Raw genomic sequence first — 25,628 nt, forward strand, 5'->3', positions numbered from 1 at the left:
TAACACTTACCGTTATTTAAACACCAAAATATGGTTGTTTGCTTGTCATATATCTCTATTCTGTTGTTAATGTCCTTAGTTCCGTATCTCACGGACAAGATTAATTATACCTTAGAAATTAAAATATGTCAACATATTTTTAAAATATTTTTATGTTTTTATTTTTTTTCTTTATTTTCCAATATTTTTTAATAATTTTAAATCAATTTGATGAAAAATATAATATAAAAATTACACTTTATCTTTAAAATTAAAATTTTAAGGTAAAGTGTAATTTAATATTTTATTTAGTCTATTATAATAGCTCTTTCTTTTAATATTTCTGGTAATTCTATTCCTAATTCCTTCATAGAAGTTCTATTAATTAATAAAACTGTATTTTCTAATGTTTCAATTGGTATATCATTAGGTTTTTTACCATTTAATATTTCTATAGCCATTTCACCAGCTTGATATCCTGAATTTTTATAACTAATAGTTTCAGTCGCTAGTGCTCCTTGTTTTATTTGATCCTCTATACAGCCTATTACTGGAACTTTATTTTCTTTTGCTTTTGATAATACAAGTGGTGTAGCCGCTACTATTAAATTATCAGTTGGTGTATAAAGAACATCTACTTCTTTTAAAATTACATCCATTGCTTGACCTATTTCATTTATATTTGTTATGCCTTTTTCTACAATTTCGTACCCATATTTATTACTTTCTTTTTTTAATATATCTACTAATACTAAAGAATTTTCTTCGCTTGTATTGTATACAACACCTATTTTTTTAGCAGTTGGTAATAAAATTTTTATAAGTTCTACCTGTTTTTCTACTGGAGCCATATCACTAACTCCTGTTACATTAGCTCCTATAAGTCCTGCAGATATTGGATCTGTTACAGCCGCTACAATTATAGGTATTTCTTTTGTTACATTATACATTGCTTGAGAAGATGGTGTTGATATTGCCAAAACTAAATCTTTTTTATCTTGAACATATGAATTTGCTATAGTTTGTGCAGTACCAAAATCTCCTTGAGCATTTTGATAATCTATTTCAACTTTTGTTTCATCATATCCTTTATCTTTTAAACACTCCTTAAAACCTACTACAACCTCATCCAAAGCAGCATGCTCTATTATTTGTGTTATTCCAATTTTTATCTTTTCTTCTTTTTTTTCTCCACATCCAACTAATACTCCTAATATTGATAAAATTAATAATATTTTTTTCATCATCTTCATTTCCTCCTAAAATTAAAAATTTATTTATGAAATAATAATAACATATTTTAATTTTAGTTTATAGATAACAATTTTTTTATTTTTTTGTTCTCTATTTCTATCAATTTTATTTTCTATTTATTTATTTTCACAATTATTAGAATAATTAAAATTGTTCGATATTTATTTATTTTCTTAATAATTACAAGTCTCTTAATAGAATTTTTATCTTTTTAATATAATATACTTTTACTTTTTTACAAAAAATAACTTAAAAACCTTTTAATACTTTTTCTCCTTATTATTTTAATAAATTCAAAATTCTTTATACAATATCAATCTTTTTTTTAATTATAATTTTTTTAATTTCTTTTCTTATCTTTTTGATAAATTTTTTTATCATAAATATAAATTTCTCTATATTTTATCTATTTTTATCATATTTTGATAATTTTTCTAAACTGTTCTCTCCTATATCTTTTTAATTTTCTATAAATTTTAGTTAAAAATTATAATTTCTTATATAATAAAAAAAAGATTGATAAAGTGATCTATTTATCAATCTTTTTTTATTCTTATTTAAAATTTAACACTAAATGAACTTTACAAATAAAGGTACTAATACTAAAGAAACTATTGTCATTAATTTTATTAAGATATTTAAAGCTGGTCCAGAAGTGTCTTTAAATGGATCTCCTACTGTATCTCCAACAACTGCTGCTTTATGTCTATCTGATCCTTTTTTATCTCCTTTATATCCACCTTCAATTTGCTTCTTACCATTATCCCAAGCTCCACCAGCATTTGCCATCATTATAGCCATTAATATTCCTGTAACTAATGCTCCTGCTAATAATCCTCCTAATGCTTCAACAGACCAAAGTCCAACAACAACTGGAGCTACTATAGCCAATATTCCTGGAACTATCATTTGTTTTAATGATGAATGTGTAGAAATTTCAACACATTTTCTATAATCAGGTTTTGCTTTTTTCTCCATAATTCCTGGGATTTCTCTAAATTGTCTTCTAACTTCTTCAACCATTTCCATTGCAGCTTTTCCTACTGCTGTCATAGTTAATGCAGAGAATAAGAATGTTAACATTCCTCCTATAAATAATCCAACAATTACATCTGGATTAGTTACATCTATTCTTAATTCATCAGCTGTTAAATTATTAACTGCTTCTCTATAAGATGCAAATAATGATAAAGCTGTTAATGCTGCAGACCCTACTGCAAATCCTTTTCCTACTGCTGCTGTAGAGTTTCCTACTGCATCTAATTTATCTGTACATTCTCTTACTTCGTGAGGTAATTCAGACATTTCTGCTATTCCACCAGCATTATCTGCTACTGGTCCATAAGCATCAACTGCTACTACCATTCCTGTAGTTGCTAACATTCCGACTGCTGCTATAGCGATTCCATATAATCCAGCTGTTTTAAATGCTACTAAAATTGCTGCTGATATAACAATAATAGGTGCTACTGTAGATTCCATTCCAACTGCTAATCCTTCTATTATAGCTGTAGCTGCTCCTGTTCCTGCAGCATCAGAAATTCTATTAACAGCTGTTTTTCCTGTATCTGTATATATTCCTGTAAAGTAAGCTATTAATATACCAGCTACCAATCCAGCAACAATAGCCCAAAATACTCCCATAGGCATTGCTAAAAATTTAACAATTCCAAAAGATGCTACTATCGTTAAAATTCCAGCTATTCTTGTTCCACCTTCTAATTTAGCATGTACTTTACTTGGGTCATCTGTTTTTACTGTTACAGTTGCTAAAATTGAAGCTATAATTCCAAATCCTGATAATAAAATTGGAGCTACTACATACCCCATATTATTTAATTGTTGAGCTGTTAAAAATCCTAATGTTACAGCTGCAATTATAGAACCAACATAAGATTCAAATAAGTCTGCTCCCATACCTGCAACGTCTCCAACGTTATCTCCAACGTTATCAGCTATTGTTGCTGGGTTTCTTGGGTCATCCTCAGGAATTCCTGCTTCTACTTTTCCAACTAAGTCAGCTCCAACGTCAGCAGCTTTAGTATAAATTCCTCCTCCAACTCTTGCAAATAATGCTATTGAAGAAGCTCCCATTCCAAATCCTGTTAAATCAGCAAATGCTGTTGCATCTTGACCAAATACTAACATTAATAAAGATAACATTAACATTCCTAATCCAACAACTGAAAGTCCCATAACTGCTCCACCAGAGAAGGCAACGTCTAAGGCTTTTGCTAATCCTCCTTCTTTGGCAGCAATTGAAGTTCTTCCATTTGCTTTAGTAGCTATTCTCATTCCAATGTTACCTGCTAATGCTGATGTAACTGCTCCTAATACAAATGCTATTGCTGTGTTTACAGAAATAAAAAATCCTAATATTACAGCTACTCCGACAACAAACCAAACTAAAATTTTATATTCTGCTACTAAGAAAGCCATTGCTCCTTCTCTTATAGCCTCTGTTATTTCAGCAACTCTTGGTATGTTGATTTCATAACTTTCAACTTTTTTAGAATAGAAAAATGCTGCTATTAAAGCTAATATTCCAGCACCTATTCCTAGATACAATATTTGTTCCATTTTAACCTCCTAAAAATTTTTCATACCTTATTATTATATTAATTTCTTAAAATATTTTCAAGTTTTTTCTTATTAAATTTTAAAATTTTTTGATTTTGTTATACTATTATCAGTTTTTACGATTAAAAATTCAACATTATTTTCATTAGAAAAATTTTTTATCTTTTCTTCAGTCATTCCAAAAAAGCTTGTTGAATAAATGTCAGCTAAAAAAGCAGATGAACAAATAACTACAACCATTCTCTTGTCATTTATTGGATATCCAGTATTTTTATTCATTATATGATGATATTTTTCTCCTGATATTTCTACATATGTTTGATAATCTCCAGAAACTCCTATGGATTTATCTTTAATCTCTAGTACTCCTAACCTTTCATTTTGATTTTTAGGATTTTGTAATCCTATTTTCCAAGAACTTCCATCCATTTTTCCATTTATAGTTGCAATACTAGAAATCGAAGAAATAAAACCATTTCTTATACCATTTTCTCTTAAAATTTCTTTTGCTCTATCTAAAGCATATCCTTTTAAAAACGAACCTGTATCAATTTTTATATTCTTTTCTTTAGTTAAAATTCCATCTTTTATTTTTACTTTAGAAAAATCTATATTTTTTTTAACTTCTTCTATTTCTTTTTGACTTGGAACTGATTTTCTTGCTTCTTCACCAAATCCCCATAACTTCAATAAAGGTTCTATTGTTATATCATATATACCATCTGTTACTTCATACATCTTCTGTATTTCATTAAAGATATATTTTCCTTCTTCATCTAACTCTATTTTTTCAATTTCAGAATTATTAAGTTTATATATTAATGAATTTTTATTCTTACTATTATATTTATTATCTATTCTTGCTATTTCATTAAAAGCTTTTTCCATAATTGAATTAGCTTTTTCTTTATTATCAGAGTAGATTATCATTTGAATATAAGTACCAAATAAAAATCTTTCTTGAGTAAATTTTTCTGGTGTTTTTTTACATCCAATTATTGAAATAATAAAAAATATTAAGAATAAATTTTTTAAGAATTTATTAGTCTTCAACTTTTTCATCTTTTTCATATGCATAAGTTATTTTTCCTTCAACTAATTCTTTAAAAACTTTTTTCATTAAAGGATCTTTTTTATTTGTTTTTACTAAAAGAGGTTTTCCTTTTATAATTTCTCTCATTCTTTTTCCTGTTGTTAATGTTAAAATATATTTGTTTGGAATTTTTTCTAATAATAAATCATATGTTATTTCTTGTTTCATTATTTTTCCTCCTCTTTACTTCTTATTATATTAATTAATTCTTCACAAGATTTTTCAACTGTATAATTAATTATTGTTGTATCATACTCTTTTTCATATTCTAGTTCTTTTAATGAATTTTTTAATCTTAATTGAATAGTTTCTTCACTGTCAGTTTTTCTACCTCTTAATCTTTGTTCTAATTCTTCTTTTGTTGGAGTTTTAAAAAATATCATATTAGCATTTGGATATTTTGCTTTTACTTGTAATCCACCCTGTACATCTATTTCTAATATTACATTTTCTCCACTTGCTAATCTATTTTCTACTTCAGATTTTAAAGTACCATAATAATTTTCATGTACTTTTGCATATTCTAAAAATTCATCATTTTTTAATCTTTTTTCAAACTCTTCTATAGTAAGAAAATAATAATCTTTTCCATCTACTTCTCCAACTCTTGGTTTCCTAGTAGTAGCAGATGTAGCTAAATTTATATTTAACATTTTCCTGACAAGTCTACATATTGTTGATTTTCCAGCTCCACTTGGTCCTGAAACTACAAATAAATTTCCTTTACTCATAATTTTCCTCCGTATTTCTATTCCAATTTGATTATTCTATATTCATTGCTTGTTCTCTAATTTTTTCAATTTCATTTTTACATTCTACAACAATTTTTGAAATTTCATATGAAGATGATTTTACTCCTGTAGTATTTAACTCTCTAAAAATTTCTTGTAAAATAAAATCTATTTTTTTACCTACTATCTTATCCTCAGATTTTATTTCTATTTCTAATTGCTTTAAATGACTATCTAGTCTTGATATCTCTTCAGATATATCACTTCTATCTGTAAAAAGTAATATTTCTTTTAAAATATCTTCTTCATTAAAAGAAACTTCTTCTTTTATATTTTCTAATCTTTTTAATAATTTTTCTTTATAAATAGCAACAACTTGATTTTTATATTTTTTTATTTCAGTTATTCTTTCTTTTATAAATTCAAGTCTTTCTATAAAGTATTTTTTTAATCTATTTCCTTCTGTATCTTTAAATTCTAAAAATTCTTCTAATAAATTATCTAGTTTAGAAAAAATAATTTCTTCATAATCATTATAATCATTTTCTTTTCTTTTTATGACATTAAAATTTCTTATTAAATAATCCATTTTATTAGTAAATTTTTCACCAAAATTATTTTCCATATCTGTTAAAACTTTTAAATAAGCTTTACAAATTTGTTCATCATATTCAAAAAGATTTTCAATTTCTCTTCTATCTTCGAAATCTATTTTTAAATCTATACTTCCTCTAGTTACTTTTTCACCAATTTTTGTTCTAATTTTAGTTTCTAAAAAATTTAAAGAAGCTGGCATTTTTATCTTTAAATTTAAATTTTTATTATTAACACTCTTTATTTCCATATCAATTATAAAATTTTCATCTTGATGTGAATATTTAGAGTATCCTGTCATACTTCTCATAAGGTTCTCCTTTGTTTTCAGATGACAAAATAGGCGACCTGTGTCGCCTATTTATTAAATTACTGTTCCTCTTTTACTTCTTCTGGGATTATTCTTTTGTAATCTACATAACCTGTTCCAGCAGGTATTTTCTTACCAATAATTACATTTTCTTTTAATCCTTCTAAGTAATCTTCCTTACCTTCTATTGCAGCGTTTGATAAAACTTTTGTTGTTTCTTGGAATGACGCAGCAGATATGAAACTTTCTGTATTAACAGCTGCTTTTGTAATACCTTGAATTACTGGCTCATATTCAACAAGTTTTTTACCTTTTGCTTTTAACTCTTCATTTTCTAAGTCAACTAGTCTCTTCTCAATTACTTCATCTTCTAATAATAATGAAGAACCTGAATTTGTGATTCTAACTTTCTTAAACATTTGTTTAACAATAATTTCTATATGTTTATCATTTACAGTAACCCCTTGGTCTCTGTATACTTGTTGTACAGACTCAAGAATGAACTGTTCAGCAGCTACTAATCCTTTAATATTTAATATATCATAAGGAGAAATAGCTCCTTCTGTTATTTTGTCTCCTGCTTTTATTAGCATTCCATCAGTTACTACTAAGTGATCCCCAACAGAAACTAAATATTCTTTAAATTTCTCTGGATTCATTTCATCTTTTATTAAGATTACTCTCATACCTTTTTTCTTCTTAGCAGTAATTTCAACTTTTCCACTAACTTCGCTTAATAAAGCTTTTCCTTTTGGATTTCTTGCTTCAAATAATTCTTGTACTCTTGGAAGACCTCCAGTAATGTCTTTTGTTCCTTCTCCCTCTTTAATAAGTTTTGCAATTACTTGTCCTTTTGTTACTTTATCTCCTTCATGAACCATCATATAAGCACCAAATGGAATTTGATAACTTGCTTTAACTTGTTTATTTTCATCTAATATAAGTAATCTAGGGTTAACATCACCAGAATCTAATGGTTTTACTGATAAATATTCAGTAACTCCATATTTACTATCATAATTTGATTTAATTGTTAATTCTTTATAAGCTACAATTCCTTCTTGGTCACAAATTATAGGTACATGATATGGATTTAAGTTAGCAAGAACTTGTCCTTTTTCAACCATATCCCCATCTTTTACTTTTAAGATAGACCCTGAAGGGATTTCGTGGTCATTATTTCCAATAGTAATTTTAGCTGATTGGCTAACAACAATCTCCTCTCCTGTTTCTTCACTTACAAGTATTTTTACATCTTTAAATACTACTTTTCCTGAGTTTTCAGCTTTTTTAGTTGTAGCTGAAGCTGTTGCTGTAGCAACTCCTCCTGTATGGAATGTTCTCATAGTAAGCTGTGTTCCTGGTTCTCCAATTGATTGAGCTGCAATAACTCCAACTGCTTCCCCAAGTAATACTTCTTTGTGGTTTGACAAATCCATTCCATAACATTTTTTACATACACCTTTTTCTAATGAACATGTTAAAGGTGATCTAATTTTTACTTTTTGAATATTTAATTCTTCTATTCTCTTAATTAAATCTTTTCCAATTAAAGTATTTCTAGGAGCTATAACTTCACCATTTACAATTAAGTCTTCTGCTAATACTCTTCCATTTATTCTTTCTGATAATTTTTCTATTACTTTACCATCAGAAACTAGGTCAGAAACTTCAATTCCTTCATGAGTTCCACAATCTTCTGAATTAACTATAACTTCATGAGAAATATCTACTAATCTTCTTGTTAAATATCCTGAATCGGCTGTTCTTAAAGCTGTATCGGCTAATCCTTTTCTAGCTCCATGTGATGACATAAAGAACTCTAATACTGTTAGTCCTTCACGGAAATTAGCTTTGATAGGTACTTCTAGAATTCTACCTCTTGTATCGGCCATGTTACCTCTCATGGCAGCTAACTGTCTCATCTGTTGAATAGATCCTCTGGCTCCTGAAGTCGCCATCATATAAACTGGGTTAAATTGGTCTAGTCCACCCATCATTGCATCTGTAACATCTTGAGTTGCTTGAGCCCAAACTGCTATAGTTTTTCTATATCTTTCTTCATTTATTATTTTTCCATCTTTATATTCTTGAGCTATAGCTGCTACATCTTCATCAGCTTTTTTTAAGATATCTTTTTTAACAGCTGGTATTTCTAGGTCCTCTACTCCAACAGAAACTCCAGCAAATGTTGAATAGTGATATCCAAAGTTTTTAATATCATTAATTATATCAGCTGTTTTTGAGAATCCATATCTATCATATAAATCAGCTATTAATTTCTTTAATGGATTTTTTCCATAAGTCATATTATAATCTCTGATTTCTTCTGGTAAAATTTCAGAGAATAATATTCTTCCTGGAGTAGTTGTGACCATTTCTCCATTTATTCTTACTTTTATTATAGCATGTGTATCTATAACCCCATTTTCATAAGCTGTTAAAACTTGTTCTCTATTAGAGAATTCTTTTCCTTCTCCTCTACATCCAGGTCTATCTTTAGTCATATAGAAACATCCCATAACCATGTCTTGTCCTGGAACTGCTATTGGTTGTCCATTAGATGGAGCTATAATATTATTAGGAGCAAGCATTAATAATTTTGCTTCCATTATAGCTTCTGGAGATAATACTAAATGTACTGCCATTTGGTCTCCGTCAAAGTCAGCATTGAAAGCTGAACATACCAATGGATGTAATCTAATTGCTTTTCCTTCTATTAATACTGGTTCAAAAGCTTGAATAGATAATCTATGTAAAGTCGGAGCTCTGTTTAATAATACAGGATGTCCTTCTATAACATCTTCTATAATATCCCATACTTTATCATCTGATTCTTCAACTAATTTTTTAGCTGTTTTTACATTAGAAGCTAATTCTCTTTTTACTAACTCTCTCATTATAAATGGTTTATATAACTCAAGAGCCATTTTCTTAGGAATTCCACATTGATTCATTTTTAATGAAGGTCCTACTACAATAACAGATCTTGCTGAATAGTCAACCCTTTTTCCTAGTAGATTTTGTCTAAATCTTCCTTGTTTTCCTTTTAACATATCAGATAATGATTTCAATTCTCTATTGTTTTGAGCAACAACAGGTTTTCCTCTTCTTCCATTATCTATTAAAGCATCAACTGCTTCTTGTAACATTCTCTTTTCATTTTTTACAACAATTTCTGGAGCTTTTATTTCTAAAAGTTTTTTCAATCTGTTATTTCTATTAATAACTCTTCTATAAAGGTCATTTAAGTCAGATGTTGCAAATCTTCCACCATCTAATTGTACCATTGGTCTTAAGTCAGCTGGTATAACTGGAACATTTTTTAATATCATCCATGCTGGTTGATTTTCAGATTCAATAAAGTCTCTAACTATTTTTAGTCTTTTTGCAACTTTCTTTCTTTTTTGGCTAGAATTTACATCATCTAATTCTCTTTCCAATTCTTCTCTTAAAACAGGTAAATTTAAATCTTCTAATAATCTTAAGATTGCTTCTGCTCCCATTTTAGCGTCAAAAGAGTTACCATACATTTGTTTAAATAATTTATACTCTTTTTCATTTATAATTTTTCCAACTGGTAATGTTTCTTCATTACTTTGAACTACTATATATCTAGCAAAATATAAAACAGATTCAAGTTCTTTTGGAGAAATTCCTAAAATTAAAGCCATTTTATTTGGTGTTCCTTTAGAATACCAAATATGAGATACAGGGGCAGCTAAAGCTATATGCCCCATTCTTTCTCTTCTTACTTTTGATTTAGTGACTTCTACTCCACATTTTTCACAAACAAGACCTTTATATCTCATTCTTTTATATTTTCCACAACTACATTCCCAATCTTTTGTTGGTCCAAATATTTTTTCACAGAATAATCCATCCATCTCTGGATTTAATGTTCTATAATTGATAGTCTCTGGTTTAGTTATTTCTCCATGAGACCATTCATATATTTTTTCAGGTGAAGCAAGTTTTATTCTAATTTTTTCAAAACTCTTTATTCCCATATTAAATGTAATGCCTCCTTAATCGAGATAAAGTTTTTACACTTTATAATTTTTTGACCTAAATAATTAAGTATTATTTATTAATCATCTAATCCATCAAATGATAAATCTTCATCAAAAGATTCTTCAAATCCTTCATCTAATTCTTCTCCAAAAGTTGGAGTTCCTAATGAAAATTCAGTTATTGTTTCTTCTTTATTATAATCTTCATCAACATTTATTAGATTTCCATCTTTATCAAATAACTCTATATCTAATGCTATAGCTTGGAATTCTTTTAATAATACTTTAAATGATTCTGGTAAATCTGCCTCAGGCATTTCTTCACCTTTTACTATAGCTTCATATGTTTTTGTTCTTCCGTTTATATCGTCAGATTTAACTGTTAACATTTCTTGTAAGATATTTGAAGCTCCGTATGCTTCTAAAGCCCAAACTTCCATCTCTCCAAGTCTTTGTCCTCCAAATTGAGCTTTTCCTCCTAATGGTTGTTGAGTTACTAATGAATATGGTCCAATTGCTCTAGCATGCATTTTATCTTCTACTAGATGGTGTAATTTTAACATATACATTATTCCAACTGTAACTTTATTATCAAATGGCTCTCCAGTTCTTCCATCATATAAGGTTACTTTTCCACTTCTTGGATATCCAGATTTTTCTAAACGATCTTTTATTTCATCTTCAGTAGCTCCATCAAATACAGGAGTAGCTATATATCTTTCATCTTTATTTGGTATTTTTTGAAGTGCTAATCCTAAATGCACTTCCAATACTTGTCCTATATTCATACGTGAAGGAACCCCTAATGGGTTAAGTACTACATCTAAGTGTGTTCCATCTGCTAAGAATGGCATATCTTCTGCTGGTAATACTCTTGAAACAACCCCTTTATTTCCATGACGTCCAGACATTTTATCTCCAACAGTTATCTTTCTCTTTTCAGCTATAAAAATTCTTATAACTTTATTAACTCCAGCCTTTAAGTCATCTCCATTTTCTCTAGAAAGTTCTAATACTTCTACTACAGTTCCTTTTGAACCATGAGGCATTCTTAAAGATGTATCTCTTACATCTCTTGCTTTTTCTCCAAATATAGCTCTTAATAATTTTTCTTCTGCTGGAGGTTCTGTTTCTCCCTTAGGTGCTGTTTTTCCAACAAGAATATCTCCAGCTTCTACTTCAGAACCTACTATTATTATACCGTTTGAATCTAGATTTCTTAAAGCACTTTCTGAAACATTTGGAATTTCTCTAGTTATTTCTTCGTCACCTAGTTTTGTATTTCTAGCTTCTATTTCATATTCTTCTATATGAATTGATGTAAATACATCATCTTTTCTTAATCTATCTGATATTAAAATCGCGTCCTCGTAGTTATACCCTTCCCAAGGCATGAATGCCATTAATATATTTCTACCTAATGCTAAATCTCCACCTTTTGTAGCTGGTCCATCAGCTATTACAGTCCCTTTTTCTACCCTTTCTCCTAAATCTACAATTGGTTTTTGATGTAAACACATTGCTTGGTTTGATCTTTCATAATTTAACAATGGATAAGTAACTTCTATACCATCATCAGACATTATTTTAATTATATGAGCATCAACATATGTTACTACTCCAGAGACTTCTGTTGTTACAACTGCTCCAGAATCTATAGCTACTTTTCTTTCTATTCCTGTTCCTACATAAGGAGCTTCTGTTCTTAGTAATGGTACTGCTTGTCTTTGCATGTTAGAACCCATTAATGCACGGTTAGCATCGTCGTGCTCTAAGAATGGAATTAATCCAGCTGATACAGAAACAACTTGTTTTGGAGAAACATCTATATAGTCTACTTTTTCTCCTTCAACTTGTAAAATTTCATGTCCAAATCTACAAGTAATATTTCCTAATAATTTACCATTTTCATCAAATTTTGAGTCTGCTTGGGCTATAAATAATCCATCTTCTTCGTCAGCAGCTAAATAATCTATTCTATCAAATTGAATTACTCCATTTTCTACTTTTACATATGGAGTTTCCATAAATCCATATTCATTTACTTTAGCATAAGTTGCTAATGAACCTATAAGTCCAATGTTTGGTCCCTCTGGAGTTTCTATTGGACAAATTCTTCCGTAGTGAGAATCATGTACGTCTCTAACTTCGAATCCTGCTCTATCTCTTGAAAGTCCTCCAGGTCCTAAAGCTGATATTCTTCTTTTATGTGTTAACTCAGCTAATGGGTTTGATTGGTCCATAAATTGTGATAATTGACCAGAACCAAAGAAATCTAAAATTAATGCATTTAATGGTCTAGTATTCAATAATGATTGAGATGATAAAGTTTCAGAATCTTGAATAGTCATTTTCTCTCTTACCATTTTTGACATTTTTGCAAGTCCTGCTCTTATTTGCATTAAAAGAAGTTCTCCTACTCCTCTTATTCTTCTATTAGATAAATTATCTATATCATCTGTATGACCTTCACCATTAAATAAATCCATTATAACTTCTATTGTTCTCTTAACATCTTCTTTTGTTAAAACAATTTCATTAGGATCTACATTAATTCCTAATCTTTTATTTAATTTATATCTTCCTACTGGTTCTAAATCATATCTTTGTGGATTAAAGAACATTTGTCTAATTAAAGATTTAGCTGAATCTATTGTTACTAAATCTCCAGGTCTTAGTTTTTTAAATACCTCAGTTACTGCTTCTTCTTTAGTTTCAGTATCATCATTTAAGATAGTATTTGCTAAAACTTTTTCTTTTGGAGTTACATTATAATAAACTATTTTTTCTACTTTTTTCTCTATTAATCCTAAAATAGTTTCTACATTTATATAAGAACCTGCTTCTCCTATAAATTCTCCATCTTCTTCATTTACTACATCTTCTTTTAAGAAACATCCTTCTATTTTTTCTCTTAAATTTTCTAATATTTCTTCAGAATTACTATATTTTTCATAATAAGGAGTTAAATCTAGTTCTTTTGTTTCTAAAAATTCTTCCATTATTTCTTGGTTATTTTCAAAGAATTCAACTGCTTTTAAGAAAACAGTTGCTAAAACTTTTTTCTTTCTGTCTATTTTTACATTTAAGAAATCATTTTTATCAGTTTCAAACTCTAACCAAGTTCCTTTATAAGGAATAATTTTTCCAATAAAAAGGTCTTTTCCAATTTGTAAGTTTACCTCTTTGTCAAAAGATACACCAGGAGATCTATGTAATTGAGACACTACTACTCTTTCTGCTCCATTTATTATAAATGTTCCTCTAGGAGTCATTAGTGGTAATTCACCAAAATAAACTAAACTTTCTTGTATCTCATTTCCACTTTTCTTATTAGTTAATCTTAATCTTACTTTTAATGAAGCTGAATATGTTTTTCCTCTTTTTTTACATTCTAATTCATTGTTTAAAGGTGGTTCAGCATCATGTAATTCATAAGAGATATAATCTAAACGAATATCTCCATTAGAAGACTCTATTGGAAATATTTCTCTGAAAGCAGATTCTAATCCCTTATTTTCTCTAGATAGTGGATTAATTCTTGATTGAATAAAATCTTCATAAGAATTTAATTGAAATTCTAAAAAATGAGGCATTTCTCCTCTCTCTTTTATTTTTCCAAAATTAAATCTTTCAACGAGTTTCCCCATTTACTCACACTCCTTCAACTTTAATGTCAATACCTAACCTCTTGAAAATAACTTTTTATTTAGTTTCAATAGATTAAGTATCAATCTTTAGAAATAAATTTATATTTATCTTATAGATGACTAAAATAGGCACTCAGTTGGAGTGCCTATTTCTTTTTTCTTCTGTACAAACTATCAGTTTATAAAAGAACTATTTAACTTCTACTGTTGCTCCAGCAGCTTCTAATTTAGCTTTAATTTCTTCAGCTTCTTCTTTAGATGCTCCCTCTTTTATAGTTCCACCATTGTCAGCTAATTCTTTAGCTTCTTTTAATCCTAAACCAGTGATTCCTCTGATTTCTTTGATTACTCCTATTTTCTTATCTCCAGCTGATTTTAATATTACATCAAATTCAGTTTTTTCTTCAACTTCAGCTGCTGCTCCTCCTACTGCTGCTACTGCTACAGGTGCTGCTGCAGTTACTCCAAAGTGCTCTTCTAAAGCAGTTACTAATTCTCTTAATTCTAATACTGACATAGCTTCTAAGTCAGCAATAAATTGTTGTTTATCAAATGCCATTTATTTTTCCTCCTTAAATTTCTACAATAATATGATTTTTATTTTTATATTTTTAATTATTCTGCAGATCCTTCTTTTTTATCTGCTACTGCTACTAATCCATAAGCAAGTTTTCTTACTGGTCCTAACATTCCATTTAACACCATAGATAATAATTGTTCTCTTGATGGTAAAGTTGCTAGTTGTAATACTTCAGCTTCGCTAACTCTTTTTCCAGTTAAATATCCACCTTTTATGTTGAATATTTTTGCTTTTGCATTAGCTTTAGATACTTCATTCATTATTTTAGCAGGAGCTACGATATCGTCATATCCAAATGCAAATGATGTAGTTCCTTCTAGTATATCGTCAAAAGAGTCTTCAACACCAGCTTCTTTTAGAGCTATTTTAAATAATCTATTTTTAGCTACTAAATATTCTCCACCAGCTTCTCTTAAAGATTTTCTTAGTTGAGTTTCTTCTTTAACTTTAATTCCTTCATAGTCTACTAATACGATAGATTGAGCTCTTTTAATTCTTTCAACAAGTGCTGCTACTGCTTCTACTTTAGCTTGATTTGCCATTCCAAGTCACCTCCTCTTTTTCTTAAAAAATACCCCCGACTAATAAAGACGGAGGCTGTATTTTTCTTTGAGGTCTATGAATACCTGATTCCAACCTCGGTAGGATTTATTGCCTAAGCCACCTACTGTCTTTAGTATGGATTTATATTTAATTTTTATCCAACAATCTATTATAATATATTTTTCTCTTTTTTGCAAGAAAAATTTATTATTTTATTATCCAATTTCTTTTGCAACTAATGTTGGGTCCATTTTTATTCCAGGTCCCATAGTTAAAGAAACTGCTACAGTTTTTAAATATTGTCCTTTTGCATCAGCAGGTTTTAATCTTACGATTTCAGCCATAAATGCTTTAAAGTTTTCATATATTTTTTCATCAGAGAAATCTGCTTTACCAATTGGTACGTGAATAGATCCTAATTTGTCTACTCTGAATGCTAATTTACCTTTTTTGAATTCTGATACAGCTGCTGCTATATTAGGAGTAACTGTTCCTGATTTAGGGTTAGGCATTAAACCTTTAGTTCCTAATATTTTTCCTAATCTTCCTAATTTAGGCATCATATCTGGAGTAGCTATAACTAAATCAAAGTCTAACCATCCTTGTTGAATTTTTTCAATATATTCTTCAGCCCCAGCAAAATCTGCTCCAGCTTCTAAAGCTTTGTTTATATTTTCTCCTTGTGTTATTGCTAATATTTTAACACTTTTTCCAGTTCCATGTGGTAATACAACAGTTCCTCTTATTTGTTGACTTGCATGTCTAGGATCTACTCCTAATCTTAATGCAACCTCAACAGTTTCTAAGAAATTAGCTGATCTTGTTTTTACAACTGTTTCTAAAGCTTCTTTCACGTCATATAATCTTGTACTATCTACTAACTTAGCAACTTCTAAGTATTTTTTACCTCTATGTTTTGCCATTTATTTATTTCCTCCTCTGTGGTCAATGGATTTTATCCTACCACTATATATAAAATAATTCGCTATCAAATTAGTCTACTATTTTTATTCCCATAGATCTTGCTGATCCAGCTAATATTCTCATAGCTGCTTCAACTGATCCAGCATTTAAGTCAGGCATTTTTGTTTCTGCTATTTCTCTTAATTTAGCAGTAGTTATTGTTCCTGCTACTTCTTTTTTAGAGTTTCCTGCTCCTTTTGATGTTCCAGCAGCTTTCTTTAATAAATCAGAAGCTGGAGGAGTTTTCATTATAAATGTGAAAGATCTGTCATTGTAAACAGAAATTTCTACTGGTATAATCCATCCTGCTTTATCTTGTGATTTAGCGTTAAATGCTTTACAAAACTCCATAATGTTAACACCATGTTGTCCTAAAGCTGGTCCAACTGGTGGTGCAGGGTTTGCTTTTCCTGCTGGTAATTGTAATTTTATAACTTTAATAACTTCTTTTGCCATTCCTAATATTACACCTCCAAAATATGTGGTACTAATGAATTTTCTCCCACGTGATTAATTATAAAAATTAATCTTCTTTCTTAACATCAGTGATATTTGCTTCGATTGGTGTTAAACGTCCAAACATATCAACCATCACTTTAACTTTTCTATTCTCTAAATTAATTTCAGCAACTTTTCCTTTTTGACCACCAAATCCTTCAGAAACTATTGTTACATAATCTCCTATTTCAAAGTCTACTGCTACTAATTCTGCATCTTCTTTTTCACCATTTTCTTGACTGTAACCAATAACTCTAAAAATATTTTCCACTTCATCATCTTCCATTGGAATTGGGTCAGAACCTACTCCAACAAAACCAGTAACACCATTCGTATTTCTTACAACATACCAAGCATCAGAATCAACACTATAGTTAATTCCATTTTCATTTTCTTCTCTTGTTGCAACCATTTGTAGCATTACATATCCTGGAAATAATTTTCTACTTATTACTTTTTTCTTTCCTCTTCTAAGCTCAACAGAGTGTTCTTCAGGAACAAGTATTTTGGTTACTATTTCATTCATTCCTAAAGTTTCTATTTTTTGCTCCAAATCAGTTTTAACTTTCTTTTCATATCCTGAATAAGTATGAATCATAAACCATTTTTTTTCTAAAACTGTATTCATGTTATTGTCCTCCAAATAGAGATACAAGTATCTTTAAAAGTCTTAAAACAACTATATCAAAAACTCCTAAATATATGCTCAAAGCAACACTCATAGCTGCTACCCATGCAGTTGCATGAATTACTGCCTTTTTTCTAGGCCATTCAACTTTAGAGTATTCCATTTTTACATCTCTTAATAATTTCATAGTTTGTCCACCTTTTTATTTTTTCATAAAAATGGCAGGTCAAGAGGGACTCGAACCCCCAGCCCTCGGTTTTGGAGACCGATGCTCTACCAATTGAGCCATTGACCTGCATGTTGATAACTATTTTACTGAATATTTATTTTATTTTTTAGTTTCTTTGTGTAGAGTTTCTTTTCCACACCATTTACAATACTTCATTAACTCTAATCTTTCAGTAGTATTTTTCTTATTTTTTGAAGTACTGTAATTTCTTCTTTTACATTCTGTACATTCTAATTGAATATTAACTCTCAATTCATACACCTCCATTTATTTATCGGATAATCTTTAATCCTCCCATATTCTTATATATGATATGGTAATAGAGTTTTTATGACTTTAGTTTATTAAGACATAGATAATTATACATTATCTTTTATTTTTTGTCAACTATTTTTTTATTTTTTTATCCTCTAGAATATTTATTCTAGAGGATTTTCTTTTTTGTTTTCTAATTCTTCTAATTTTTTTTCTATATTTTTTATTTTAATGTTCATTTCATTAACCTTAATTTCAATAGAATTAAGTATCCAATATTGAAAATGATTTGTTTTTTTCATTTCATAGATAAGCCAAATTATCTTTACTATTCCTAATAAAATCGCACAATAGACAGAAACATCTAAGGAAATACGTCTTAATACTCCTCCCATAAATAGTAAAACTATTATCATAGAAATCAATAAAATATTTACTCTCTTATTTTGAGTATTATCTCTTCCACCTATTCTTCCTACTATTTTATTTATTTTTTCTTTTTCTTTATGAAAAGCTTCTAATTCTTTCATTAAGTTTTCGTGTGAAGTAGTTTGAGTATTATTATCCATAGTATCCTCCTATTTAATTTTTGCTATAGTTGGCATATTTCTTTTATATTCATTTCTTGATATTTTTTTGAATATTGATTCGACTATTTCTTTATTGTATCCCATATTTTTCATTTCTTCTTCATTTTTATTTTTATAGATTATATGGTAAAGTATCTCATCTGCTAAATCATAAGAAAATCCTAATTCATCTTCATCTGTTTGTCCAGCCCATAAATCAGCACTAGGTTTTTTATCTATTACTTCTTTTGGTACTCCCATTCTTTTAGATAACTCCCAAACTTGAACTTTTAATAACTCTCCAATAGGATTTATTCCACAAGCCATATCACCAAATTGAGTTCCATATCCCAATAATAATTCTGTTTTATTAGAAGTTCCAATTACTAAAGCATTCTCTTTAGCTGAATTGTCAAACAATACACACATTCTAGTTCTTGACATATAGTTTCCTCTTCTAAGTCCAGAAGCTTCTCCAGCCATTCCAAAATAAGCATCTACCATAGGAGTTATCTCTACTTTTTTACAATTTATTCCAGTTGCTTTTACTACTAACTCAGCATGTTCTATACTTTCTTTGCTTGATGTCTTATATGGCATCATTATAGAATAAACATTCTCTGGCCCTATAGCTTTGGCTACTATAAAAGCTACTAAAGCTGAATCAATTCCTCCAGAAAGTCCTAATATAACTTTTTTAAATCCTCTTTTTGTAACTTCATCTTTTACAAAATTAACAACTTTATCTTGGATTTCATCCATATTTCCTACTAGTTCTTGATAAATTTCTTCTTTCATTATATTACTCCTTCTCATTTAAAATTTCTCTGTCTAATCCAAATTTTCCAAGTTTTCCAGCTCTATAATCTCTTAGAAGTGTTAATACAGCTTGATGAGTATTTAAACTTCCGCCCTTTTGAATCATATTCATTCTATAAGCTATATTTTCTATTATATTTCCTGCTACTCCTTCAAAATCTTCATCTAATAACTTATATCTTTCTTTTAAATTTTCTTTTAAACCATAAGCTATCATTTTATCTAAAAATTTACATGCTACATCATCTATTGGTAATATATCATCTTTTATAGCCCCTGAAATAGCTAAATTAAATCCAACTCTTTCATCTTCAAATTTAGGCCATAAAATTCCTGGAGTATCTAAAAGTTCTAATCCTTCTTTTATTCTAACCCATTGTTTTCCTCTAGTATATCCTGGCATATTTCCTACACCAGCACTATTTTTACCAACAATTCTATTAATTAATCTTGATTTTCCAACATTAGGAATTCCAGCTACCATCAATCTTGTATTTACTTTTTTTAAACCTTTTTTCATCATTTTTTCTTTTTTTTCAGAGGCTACTTTATCTATTATGGAATAAAGTCTTCTCATATTAAAACCTGTTTCAGCACTTAACTCTAGTACTTCATCAGCATCATTATGTTTTATAAAGTAGTCTCTCCATTGATTTATTTCTTCTTTGTTAACTAAATCTGATTTATTTATTACTATTATTCTTTTTTTTCCTTTAGCAAATACAGAGATATCTGGATTTCTACTTGATATTGGTATTCTAGCATCTACAACTTCTAATACTATATCTATTAAAGGCATATTTTCTTTTATCATATCCTTAGTCTTTTTCATATGACCTGGATACCAGTTTATTTTTGTCATTGACATAAATGTTTACTCCTCTTCTTCCTCGTCATCTATATCTTTAGCGTATTTATTAACTTTTTCTTTTTTCTCTTCTATCTCATTACCTTTAATTATTACAACAAATTCCCCTTTAAAAGTTTTATTTTCATATTGACTTATAAGCTCTTTTGTTGTTCCTCTTATGATTTCTTCATAAATTTTTGTTATTTCCCTTACTAATACTATTTCTCTTTCTCCAATGAACTCTTCTATATCTTTTAAAGTTTTTATAATTCTATGTGGAGATTCAAAAAACATTATAGTTCTTTTTTCATCTTGGAAGCTTTTTAATAAAGTTTGTCTACCTTTTTTCTTTGGTAAAAAACCTTCAAATACAAATCTTCTCATAGACACTCCAGCTACTGAAGCTGCTGCTGTCATGGCGCTTACCCCTGGAATCGGAACTACTTTTATATCTCTTTTCAAAGCTTCATCTACAACTTCATATCCTGGGTCTGATATACATGGAGTTCCAGCATCAGTTACTAAAGCTATATTCTTTCCCTCTTCTAATAAATTTATGATAGTATCTATTTGATATTGTTTACTATGTTCATCATATCTATAAATTGTTTTTTCAATTTCTAAGTGATTTAAAAGTTTTTTAGTTACTCTAGTATCTTCAGCGAATACATAATCTACTTCTTTTAAGATTCTAATAGCTCTCAATGTAATATCTTCTAAATTTCCTATAGGTGTTGCTACTATATAAAGCATATTTTACTCCTTATTTTTTATCTTTTCTCTCTTTAATCATAGAAATAACTGCTGCCTCAGCTGTTTTAAGTTGTTTATCTTCTTTCTTTATAAGTTTTTCAGCTTTCTCTTTTCCTACAACTGATGTTAAAAGTTTTTCTTTACTAGCTTCTTGATCTTTATCATTAACATTTGTTATAAACCCATCATAGAATAGATAGTCTTCATCTTCCTCTACAACTATATCTGGTTTTATTCCTTTTCCATGAATATTTTCTCCTTTTGGAGTATAATACTTAGCAATAGTTAGTTTAATTCCATCTTCATCTGGCAAAGGTAAAACTACTTGTACACTTCCTTTTCCAAAACTTTTTTCTCCTATTAATAATCCTCTTTTATAATCTCTAATAGCTCCTGATACTATTTCTGAAGCTGAAGCACTACCTTCATTTATAAGAATTACTAATGGAAAATCTCCATAATATTTACCTTCTCTATAAGAAAATATCTCTTTTCCTTTTTTAGGTCTTTCACTTACTATAACTCCTTCTTCTATGAACATTGAGGATATTTTTATAGCTTGTCCTATTATCCCACCAGGATTATTTCTTAAATCTAAAATTAATCCTTCCATTCCTTGTGACAATAATTTTTCTAGTTCTCTTTTAACTTCTAAGTCTACATCTTCAGCAAATTGAGTAAGTTTTATATATCCTACATTACCATCCAACATTTTACTTCTAACATTTTCTAATTTTATATCTGCTCTTATTAATGTTATCTCTCTTTCTTTTTTCTCAGACTCTCTATAAAGTTTTAACTTTACTTTTGTTCCTGATTTTCCTTTTAATAATCTAGAAGCTTCTTCTAATTCTATATCATAAGTAGATTTATCTTCTATATATAATATTTTATCATTAGGTCTTATTCCTGCATTAAAAGCTGGGCTCCCCTCTATTAATAATTCTACTGTTACAGGCTCATTAGCCCCTTTTCTAATAATCATCCCTACACCAGAATATTCCCCTTTTATTTTTCCTTCTAGCTCTTCCATTCCTTTTTTAGAAAAATAATTAGAATGTGGATCTTCTAAACTATCTATCATTCCTTTTAATGCTCCTTGCATTAAAATTGTTTTATCTATTTTTTTTTCTCCAACAAAATTTTCTTGAATAATATCCATTACATCTGAAATTTCTTTTAATTGTTTTATATTATTCATAAACCCAATTTTTTCTTCATTAGCAAAAATATTTGTTGAAATAGAAGTTATACTAATTATTATAAGTAATTTTTTTAGTTTATTTTTTAACATTTATTCCTCCACTACTCTAACTTATCTAATCTCTCTTTTATATTTATATCATTTTTTTTATTTTTTCCAAATAAAGATATATATTCTATATTTCCTTTTCCACCTTTTATAGGAGAAATATCCAAAGCTTCTAAATATATTCCATTTTCATTTGCACTTTTTACAACTTTTTCTATTGAATAAAGATGATATTCCTTTTTTCTAACTATACCCCCCTTTTCTATCATAATTTTTTCAACTTCAAATTGAGGTTTTATTAAGACCATTAATTTTGTTTCTTCTTCAAAAAACTCTTTCAAACATTTTAATATGTTAGTTATAGATATAAACGATACATCCATTACAATATAATCTATTTTTGAAAAACCAATTTCTTCTTTTTTTAATTCATTTATATGTCTATTCTCTATAGAAGTTACTCTTGAGTCATTTCTCAATTTCCAATCTAATTGATTAGTTCCCACATCTACAGCATATACATGCTTCGCTCCATTCATTAAAGCACAATCTGTGAATCCTCCTGTTGAAGCTCCTACATCTAAAACTACTTTATCTTTAAAATCTAAACCAAAAACAGATATTGCTTTTTCTAATTTTAATCCACCTCTACTTACATATTTAGATTCTTTTCCCTTTATTCTAATATGTAATTCCTTTTCTGTATCTATTTTTATCATAGTTCCAGGTTTTTCTATTTTTAAATCATTTACTAAAACTATTCCTGCCATTACAGCTCTCTTTGCTTGTTCTACATCAGGATAAAAACCATTATTGACTAAAAGTACATCTATTCTTTCTTTCATCAATTTATCTCCTAATTTTTAAATATCTCTTTATCTTTTAATACTGATAAAACTTCATTTTTTAAAATCAATTGTCTAAACCCCTCTTTTTCAACTGATTTTATCAATTTTCCTGTCTCAACAATTCTTTTTGTAAAAAAATCATCTCCTAAAGGAACTTTTTTATTTTTCTTAAAATAATTTAATAACTGTTTTGTTGAACCAAGTTTCAATTCTTGTTTAGATTTTTTTAATCTATCTTTTATAACTCCTGTTGTACACTTAAATTTTTTTCCTATCTCTATTAAATTTTCTCCTTTTTCAAAACTTTTAAGTATATCATTCACATCAACAGGATTTATTCTATGATATTTAGCTGAATACATATCAGCCCAATGAACCAATTGAGCTTCTTTAGTACTGGGGATTACTTTTCCCCATTTTCCATGATGTGAAACAACTATATGAATTATATTTTTTTTTACCTCTTCTTTTAAATAAAAGCTTGTTTTCTCTTCTATTTCTTTTAATAAATTTTCTGTTTCTTTTACTATATATTCTGGATTTTTTAACATAATTTGAGAATGAGATATACTGTCTTCATTTTTTCTAAGCGTTCCTTTACTTAAATCATGTATTATTATTCCAACAACTACAGAAAATAAATCTAACTGTTTTTTTGCACTTTCAAAATTATGATAAATTTTTTTTATCTCATTAATAGATAAATTAAAAACATCATAAGTATGAGCTGTTATCTTAACTCCTTGGTCATTATAATTTTCTAAATCAAGAACTTTTTCTTCTATTAATAATTCTTCAAGAAATTTTATTGTTCTCTTATTGTCTTCTACCATTAAGTTTCCCTTCAATTCTTTCGACTAATTTTTTTCCTCTTAATCCATAAATCTCTAATAACTCCTCTCTTCTTCCATGAGGAATTTCACCTGTGTCAATAGAGACTTTTATCACTCTCTTCATTATATTATTATCATTCAAATAATTTATTATACTACTACCAAAACCATTTATTGTATAAGATTCTTCTAAAACAAAAATATTCTCATAATTTTTAAACTCTGTTTCTATATATTGAGTATCCATAGGAATTATAGAAGCTGCACTTACTATAGTTCCCTCTATACCTCTTTCTAATAATAAATCTTCTATATTTAACATTTCTTTTAACATACTACCAGTACATATAAAAAGATTTTTCTTTCCTTTTTTTATTTCTTTCCATTTTCCAATTTGAAATTCTTTATCATTTTCTATATTAAAAACTTCCTCTTTTGGATATCTTATAGCTATAGGACAAGATATATTCACTGAATAATCTAAAACTTCTCTTAATTCTTTTTCTGTAGTTGGTGCTACTAATATAAAATTAGGAATCATTGTAAACATCGGTATATCATAAAGTCCATTATGAGTTTTACCATCTTCTCCCACTATTCCTGCTCTATCTATAAGTAGTCTTATTGGTAAATTTTGCAAAGATATATCATGAATTAATTGCCCAAATCCTCTTTGTAAAAAAGTAGAATATACTGCAAAATAAGGTTTTTTTCCTGCTTTTACTAGCCCTCCAGCAAATGTTATTCCATGTCCTTCTGTAATCCCTATATCAAAAGCTCTTTCTGGATATCTATCAAAAAATCTCTTTAATCCTGTTCCTTTTACCATTCCTGCTGAAATTCCTACAATATCTCTGTCTTTTTCACCTAATTCAGTTAATTTTTCTCCAATAATCTCTGAATAAATTTTTCCATTTGATTTTTTACAAGAACTAGGTCCCACTCCATGAAATTTTTCTTGCTCTTCCTCGGCTGGTTTATATCCCTTTCCTTTTTTAGTTTTTACATGAATAAAAACAGGTCCTTCAATATCCTTAGCTTTCTCAAAAATAGAAATAAGTTCTTTTAAATTATGTCCATCTATAACACCAAAATATTTAAACCCTAAATTTTCAGCTATACTTGCTGGTAAAAAAAAGTTTTTTATAGAATTTTCTGCTCTTTTTATTGTAGTACTTACTTTCTTTCCAAAATTTCCTTTTCCAATAAGTTTTTTTACATCTTTTCTAATAGACATATAAGTTTTGCTTAAAATTAGTTTACTAAAAAATTTAGAAAGTCCTCCTACATTTTCTCCGATAGACATTTCATTATCATTAAGAACAACAATTATATTTTTAACATCTACCATATTATTTAATGCTTCTAATGAATGCCCATTTCCTATAGAAGCATCACCTATCATCACAATTACTTTGTCATCTGGATTTCCAATAGCTAATCCTACTCCTGCTGATAAAGCATTCCCAGCATGTCCACTTATAAAATAATCGTAAGGACTTTCTTTAGGGTCTGTAAATGGCCCTACTCCACCTAAAGTTCTTAAAGTGTCAAATCTATCTTCTCTATCTGTAAGTATTTTATAAACATACGATTGATGTCCAACATCAAATAAAAACTTAGTATTTTTTTCATTAAATACTTTTTTTAGAGCTACTGTTAACTCAACTACTCCTAAATTAGAAGCTAAATGTCCTCCATTTTTTAAAACAACATCTATTATTTTTTTTCTAATTTTTTCACAAAGAGATTTTAATTCATCTATTTCTAAATTATCTAAACACATACTCCGCCTCAAATCCTA

General features: G+C 28.4%; 23 protein-coding genes, 1 tRNA gene and 1 other annotated feature. All 24 genes read right to left on the bottom strand.

What is annotated here, in order from left to right; genetic code table 11:
* Positions 1-287 precede the first annotated feature (287 nt).
* Positions 288-1,226 (bottom strand): ABC transporter substrate-binding protein, encoded by a 939-nt coding sequence (locus tag HF862_RS05110; RefSeq protein ID WP_304206693.1) that lies wholly within the window; start codon positions 1,224-1,226, stop codon positions 288-290.
* Positions 1,227-1,803: 577 nt separating this feature from the next.
* Positions 1,804-3,813: a sodium-translocating pyrophosphatase gene (locus tag HF862_RS05115; protein WP_170186852.1), complete on the bottom strand. Its 2,010-nt coding sequence runs from the start codon at positions 3,811-3,813 to the stop codon at positions 1,804-1,806.
* A gap of 72 nt (positions 3,814-3,885) precedes the next feature.
* Entirely contained in the window at positions 3,886-4,875 is a 990-nt protein-coding gene (locus HF862_RS05120) for an FAD:protein FMN transferase (protein WP_170186853.1), read from the bottom strand.
* On the bottom strand, positions 4,856-5,074 hold the full coding sequence (locus HF862_RS05125; protein WP_027128403.1) for a DNA-directed RNA polymerase subunit omega: 219 nt from the start codon (positions 5,072-5,074) through the stop codon (positions 4,856-4,858). Before HF862_RS05125 ends, HF862_RS05120 begins: the two co-directional genes overlap by 20 nt.
* A complete protein-coding gene (gmk, locus tag HF862_RS05130) occupies positions 5,074-5,637 on the bottom strand; it encodes a guanylate kinase (protein ID WP_170186854.1) in 564 nt (187 codons plus the stop codon). Before gmk ends, HF862_RS05125 begins: the two co-directional genes overlap by 1 nt.
* A gap of 31 nt (positions 5,638-5,668) precedes the next feature.
* The gene (locus HF862_RS05135; RefSeq protein ID WP_170186855.1) at positions 5,669-6,541 is read right to left on the bottom strand and encodes a YicC/YloC family endoribonuclease; all 873 of its coding nucleotides are present in this window, start codon (positions 6,539-6,541) and stop codon (positions 5,669-5,671) included.
* A gap of 59 nt (positions 6,542-6,600) precedes the next feature.
* Positions 6,601-10,551, bottom strand: a complete 3,951-nt coding sequence (gene rpoC, locus HF862_RS05140) for a DNA-directed RNA polymerase subunit beta' (protein WP_170186856.1) — start codon at positions 10,549-10,551, stop codon at positions 6,601-6,603.
* An 80-nt stretch (positions 10,552-10,631) separates the two neighbouring features.
* A complete protein-coding gene (gene rpoB / locus HF862_RS05145; protein ID WP_170186857.1) occupies positions 10,632-14,204 on the bottom strand; it encodes a DNA-directed RNA polymerase subunit beta in 3,573 nt (1,190 codons plus the stop codon).
* 190 nt (positions 14,205-14,394) lie between these two features.
* Positions 14,395-14,763 (bottom strand): 50S ribosomal protein L7/L12, encoded by a 369-nt coding sequence (rplL, locus tag HF862_RS05150; protein ID WP_027128408.1) that lies wholly within the window; start codon positions 14,761-14,763, stop codon positions 14,395-14,397.
* A 56-nt stretch (positions 14,764-14,819) separates the two neighbouring features.
* Entirely contained in the window at positions 14,820-15,326 is a 507-nt protein-coding gene (gene rplJ / locus HF862_RS05155; protein WP_027128409.1) for a 50S ribosomal protein L10, read from the bottom strand.
* 16 nt (positions 15,327-15,342) lie between these two features.
* Positions 15,343-15,479: a sequence feature (ribosomal protein L10 leader region), on the bottom strand.
* 63 nt (positions 15,480-15,542) lie between these two features.
* Complete coding sequence (rplA, locus tag HF862_RS05160) at positions 15,543-16,250, bottom strand: 50S ribosomal protein L1 (RefSeq protein ID WP_027128410.1); 708 nt, start codon at positions 16,248-16,250, stop codon at positions 15,543-15,545.
* A gap of 70 nt (positions 16,251-16,320) precedes the next feature.
* Positions 16,321-16,746 (bottom strand): 50S ribosomal protein L11, encoded by a 426-nt coding sequence (gene rplK, locus HF862_RS05165; protein ID WP_027128411.1) that lies wholly within the window; start codon positions 16,744-16,746, stop codon positions 16,321-16,323.
* A gap of 67 nt (positions 16,747-16,813) precedes the next feature.
* A complete protein-coding gene (gene nusG / locus HF862_RS05170) occupies positions 16,814-17,416 on the bottom strand; it encodes a transcription termination/antitermination protein NusG (protein ID WP_170186858.1) in 603 nt (200 codons plus the stop codon).
* Position 17,417: 1 nt separating this feature from the next.
* Positions 17,418-17,603, bottom strand: a complete 186-nt coding sequence (secE, locus tag HF862_RS05175; RefSeq protein ID WP_170186859.1) for a preprotein translocase subunit SecE — start codon at positions 17,601-17,603, stop codon at positions 17,418-17,420.
* A gap of 32 nt (positions 17,604-17,635) precedes the next feature.
* A tRNA-Trp gene (locus tag HF862_RS05180) sits at positions 17,636-17,711 on the bottom strand.
* Positions 17,712-17,744: 33 nt separating this feature from the next.
* Positions 17,745-17,912 (bottom strand): 50S ribosomal protein L33, encoded by a 168-nt coding sequence (gene rpmG / locus HF862_RS05185; RefSeq protein WP_255456936.1) that lies wholly within the window; start codon positions 17,910-17,912, stop codon positions 17,745-17,747.
* Positions 17,913-18,064: 152 nt separating this feature from the next.
* Positions 18,065-18,469 carry a hypothetical protein gene (locus HF862_RS05190; protein ID WP_170186860.1) on the bottom strand — a complete coding sequence of 135 codons (405 nt, stop codon included), beginning with the start codon at positions 18,467-18,469 and terminating at the stop codon, positions 18,065-18,067.
* Between the two features lie 9 nt (positions 18,470-18,478).
* Positions 18,479-19,231, bottom strand: coding sequence for an NAD+ synthase (locus tag HF862_RS05195; RefSeq protein WP_170186938.1), 753 nt, complete (start codon positions 19,229-19,231; stop codon positions 18,479-18,481).
* 40 nt (positions 19,232-19,271) lie between these two features.
* Positions 19,272-20,156, bottom strand: a complete 885-nt coding sequence (gene ylqF, locus HF862_RS05200) for a ribosome biogenesis GTPase YlqF (RefSeq protein WP_027128417.1) — start codon at positions 20,154-20,156, stop codon at positions 19,272-19,274.
* A gap of 6 nt (positions 20,157-20,162) precedes the next feature.
* On the bottom strand, positions 20,163-20,891 hold the full coding sequence (gene rsmI, locus HF862_RS05205; RefSeq protein ID WP_170186861.1) for a 16S rRNA (cytidine(1402)-2'-O)-methyltransferase: 729 nt from the start codon (positions 20,889-20,891) through the stop codon (positions 20,163-20,165).
* 10 nt (positions 20,892-20,901) lie between these two features.
* On the bottom strand, positions 20,902-22,185 hold the full coding sequence (locus tag HF862_RS05210; RefSeq protein WP_170186862.1) for a S41 family peptidase: 1,284 nt from the start codon (positions 22,183-22,185) through the stop codon (positions 20,902-20,904).
* An 11-nt stretch (positions 22,186-22,196) separates the two neighbouring features.
* Positions 22,197-22,988: a TlyA family RNA methyltransferase gene (locus tag HF862_RS05215; RefSeq protein WP_170186863.1), complete on the bottom strand. Its 792-nt coding sequence runs from the start codon at positions 22,986-22,988 to the stop codon at positions 22,197-22,199.
* An 11-nt stretch (positions 22,989-22,999) separates the two neighbouring features.
* A complete protein-coding gene (locus HF862_RS05220) occupies positions 23,000-23,824 on the bottom strand; it encodes an HD domain-containing protein (protein WP_170186864.1) in 825 nt (274 codons plus the stop codon).
* A complete protein-coding gene (gene dxs / locus HF862_RS05225; RefSeq protein WP_170186865.1) occupies positions 23,808-25,610 on the bottom strand; it encodes a 1-deoxy-D-xylulose-5-phosphate synthase in 1,803 nt (600 codons plus the stop codon). Before dxs ends, HF862_RS05220 begins: the two co-directional genes overlap by 17 nt.
* Between the last annotated feature and the right edge of the window lie 18 nt (positions 25,611-25,628).

The organism is Fusobacterium sp. FSA-380-WT-3A (assembly GCF_012843705.1).
Lineage (GTDB): Bacteria > Fusobacteriota > Fusobacteriia > Fusobacteriales > Fusobacteriaceae > Fusobacterium_B.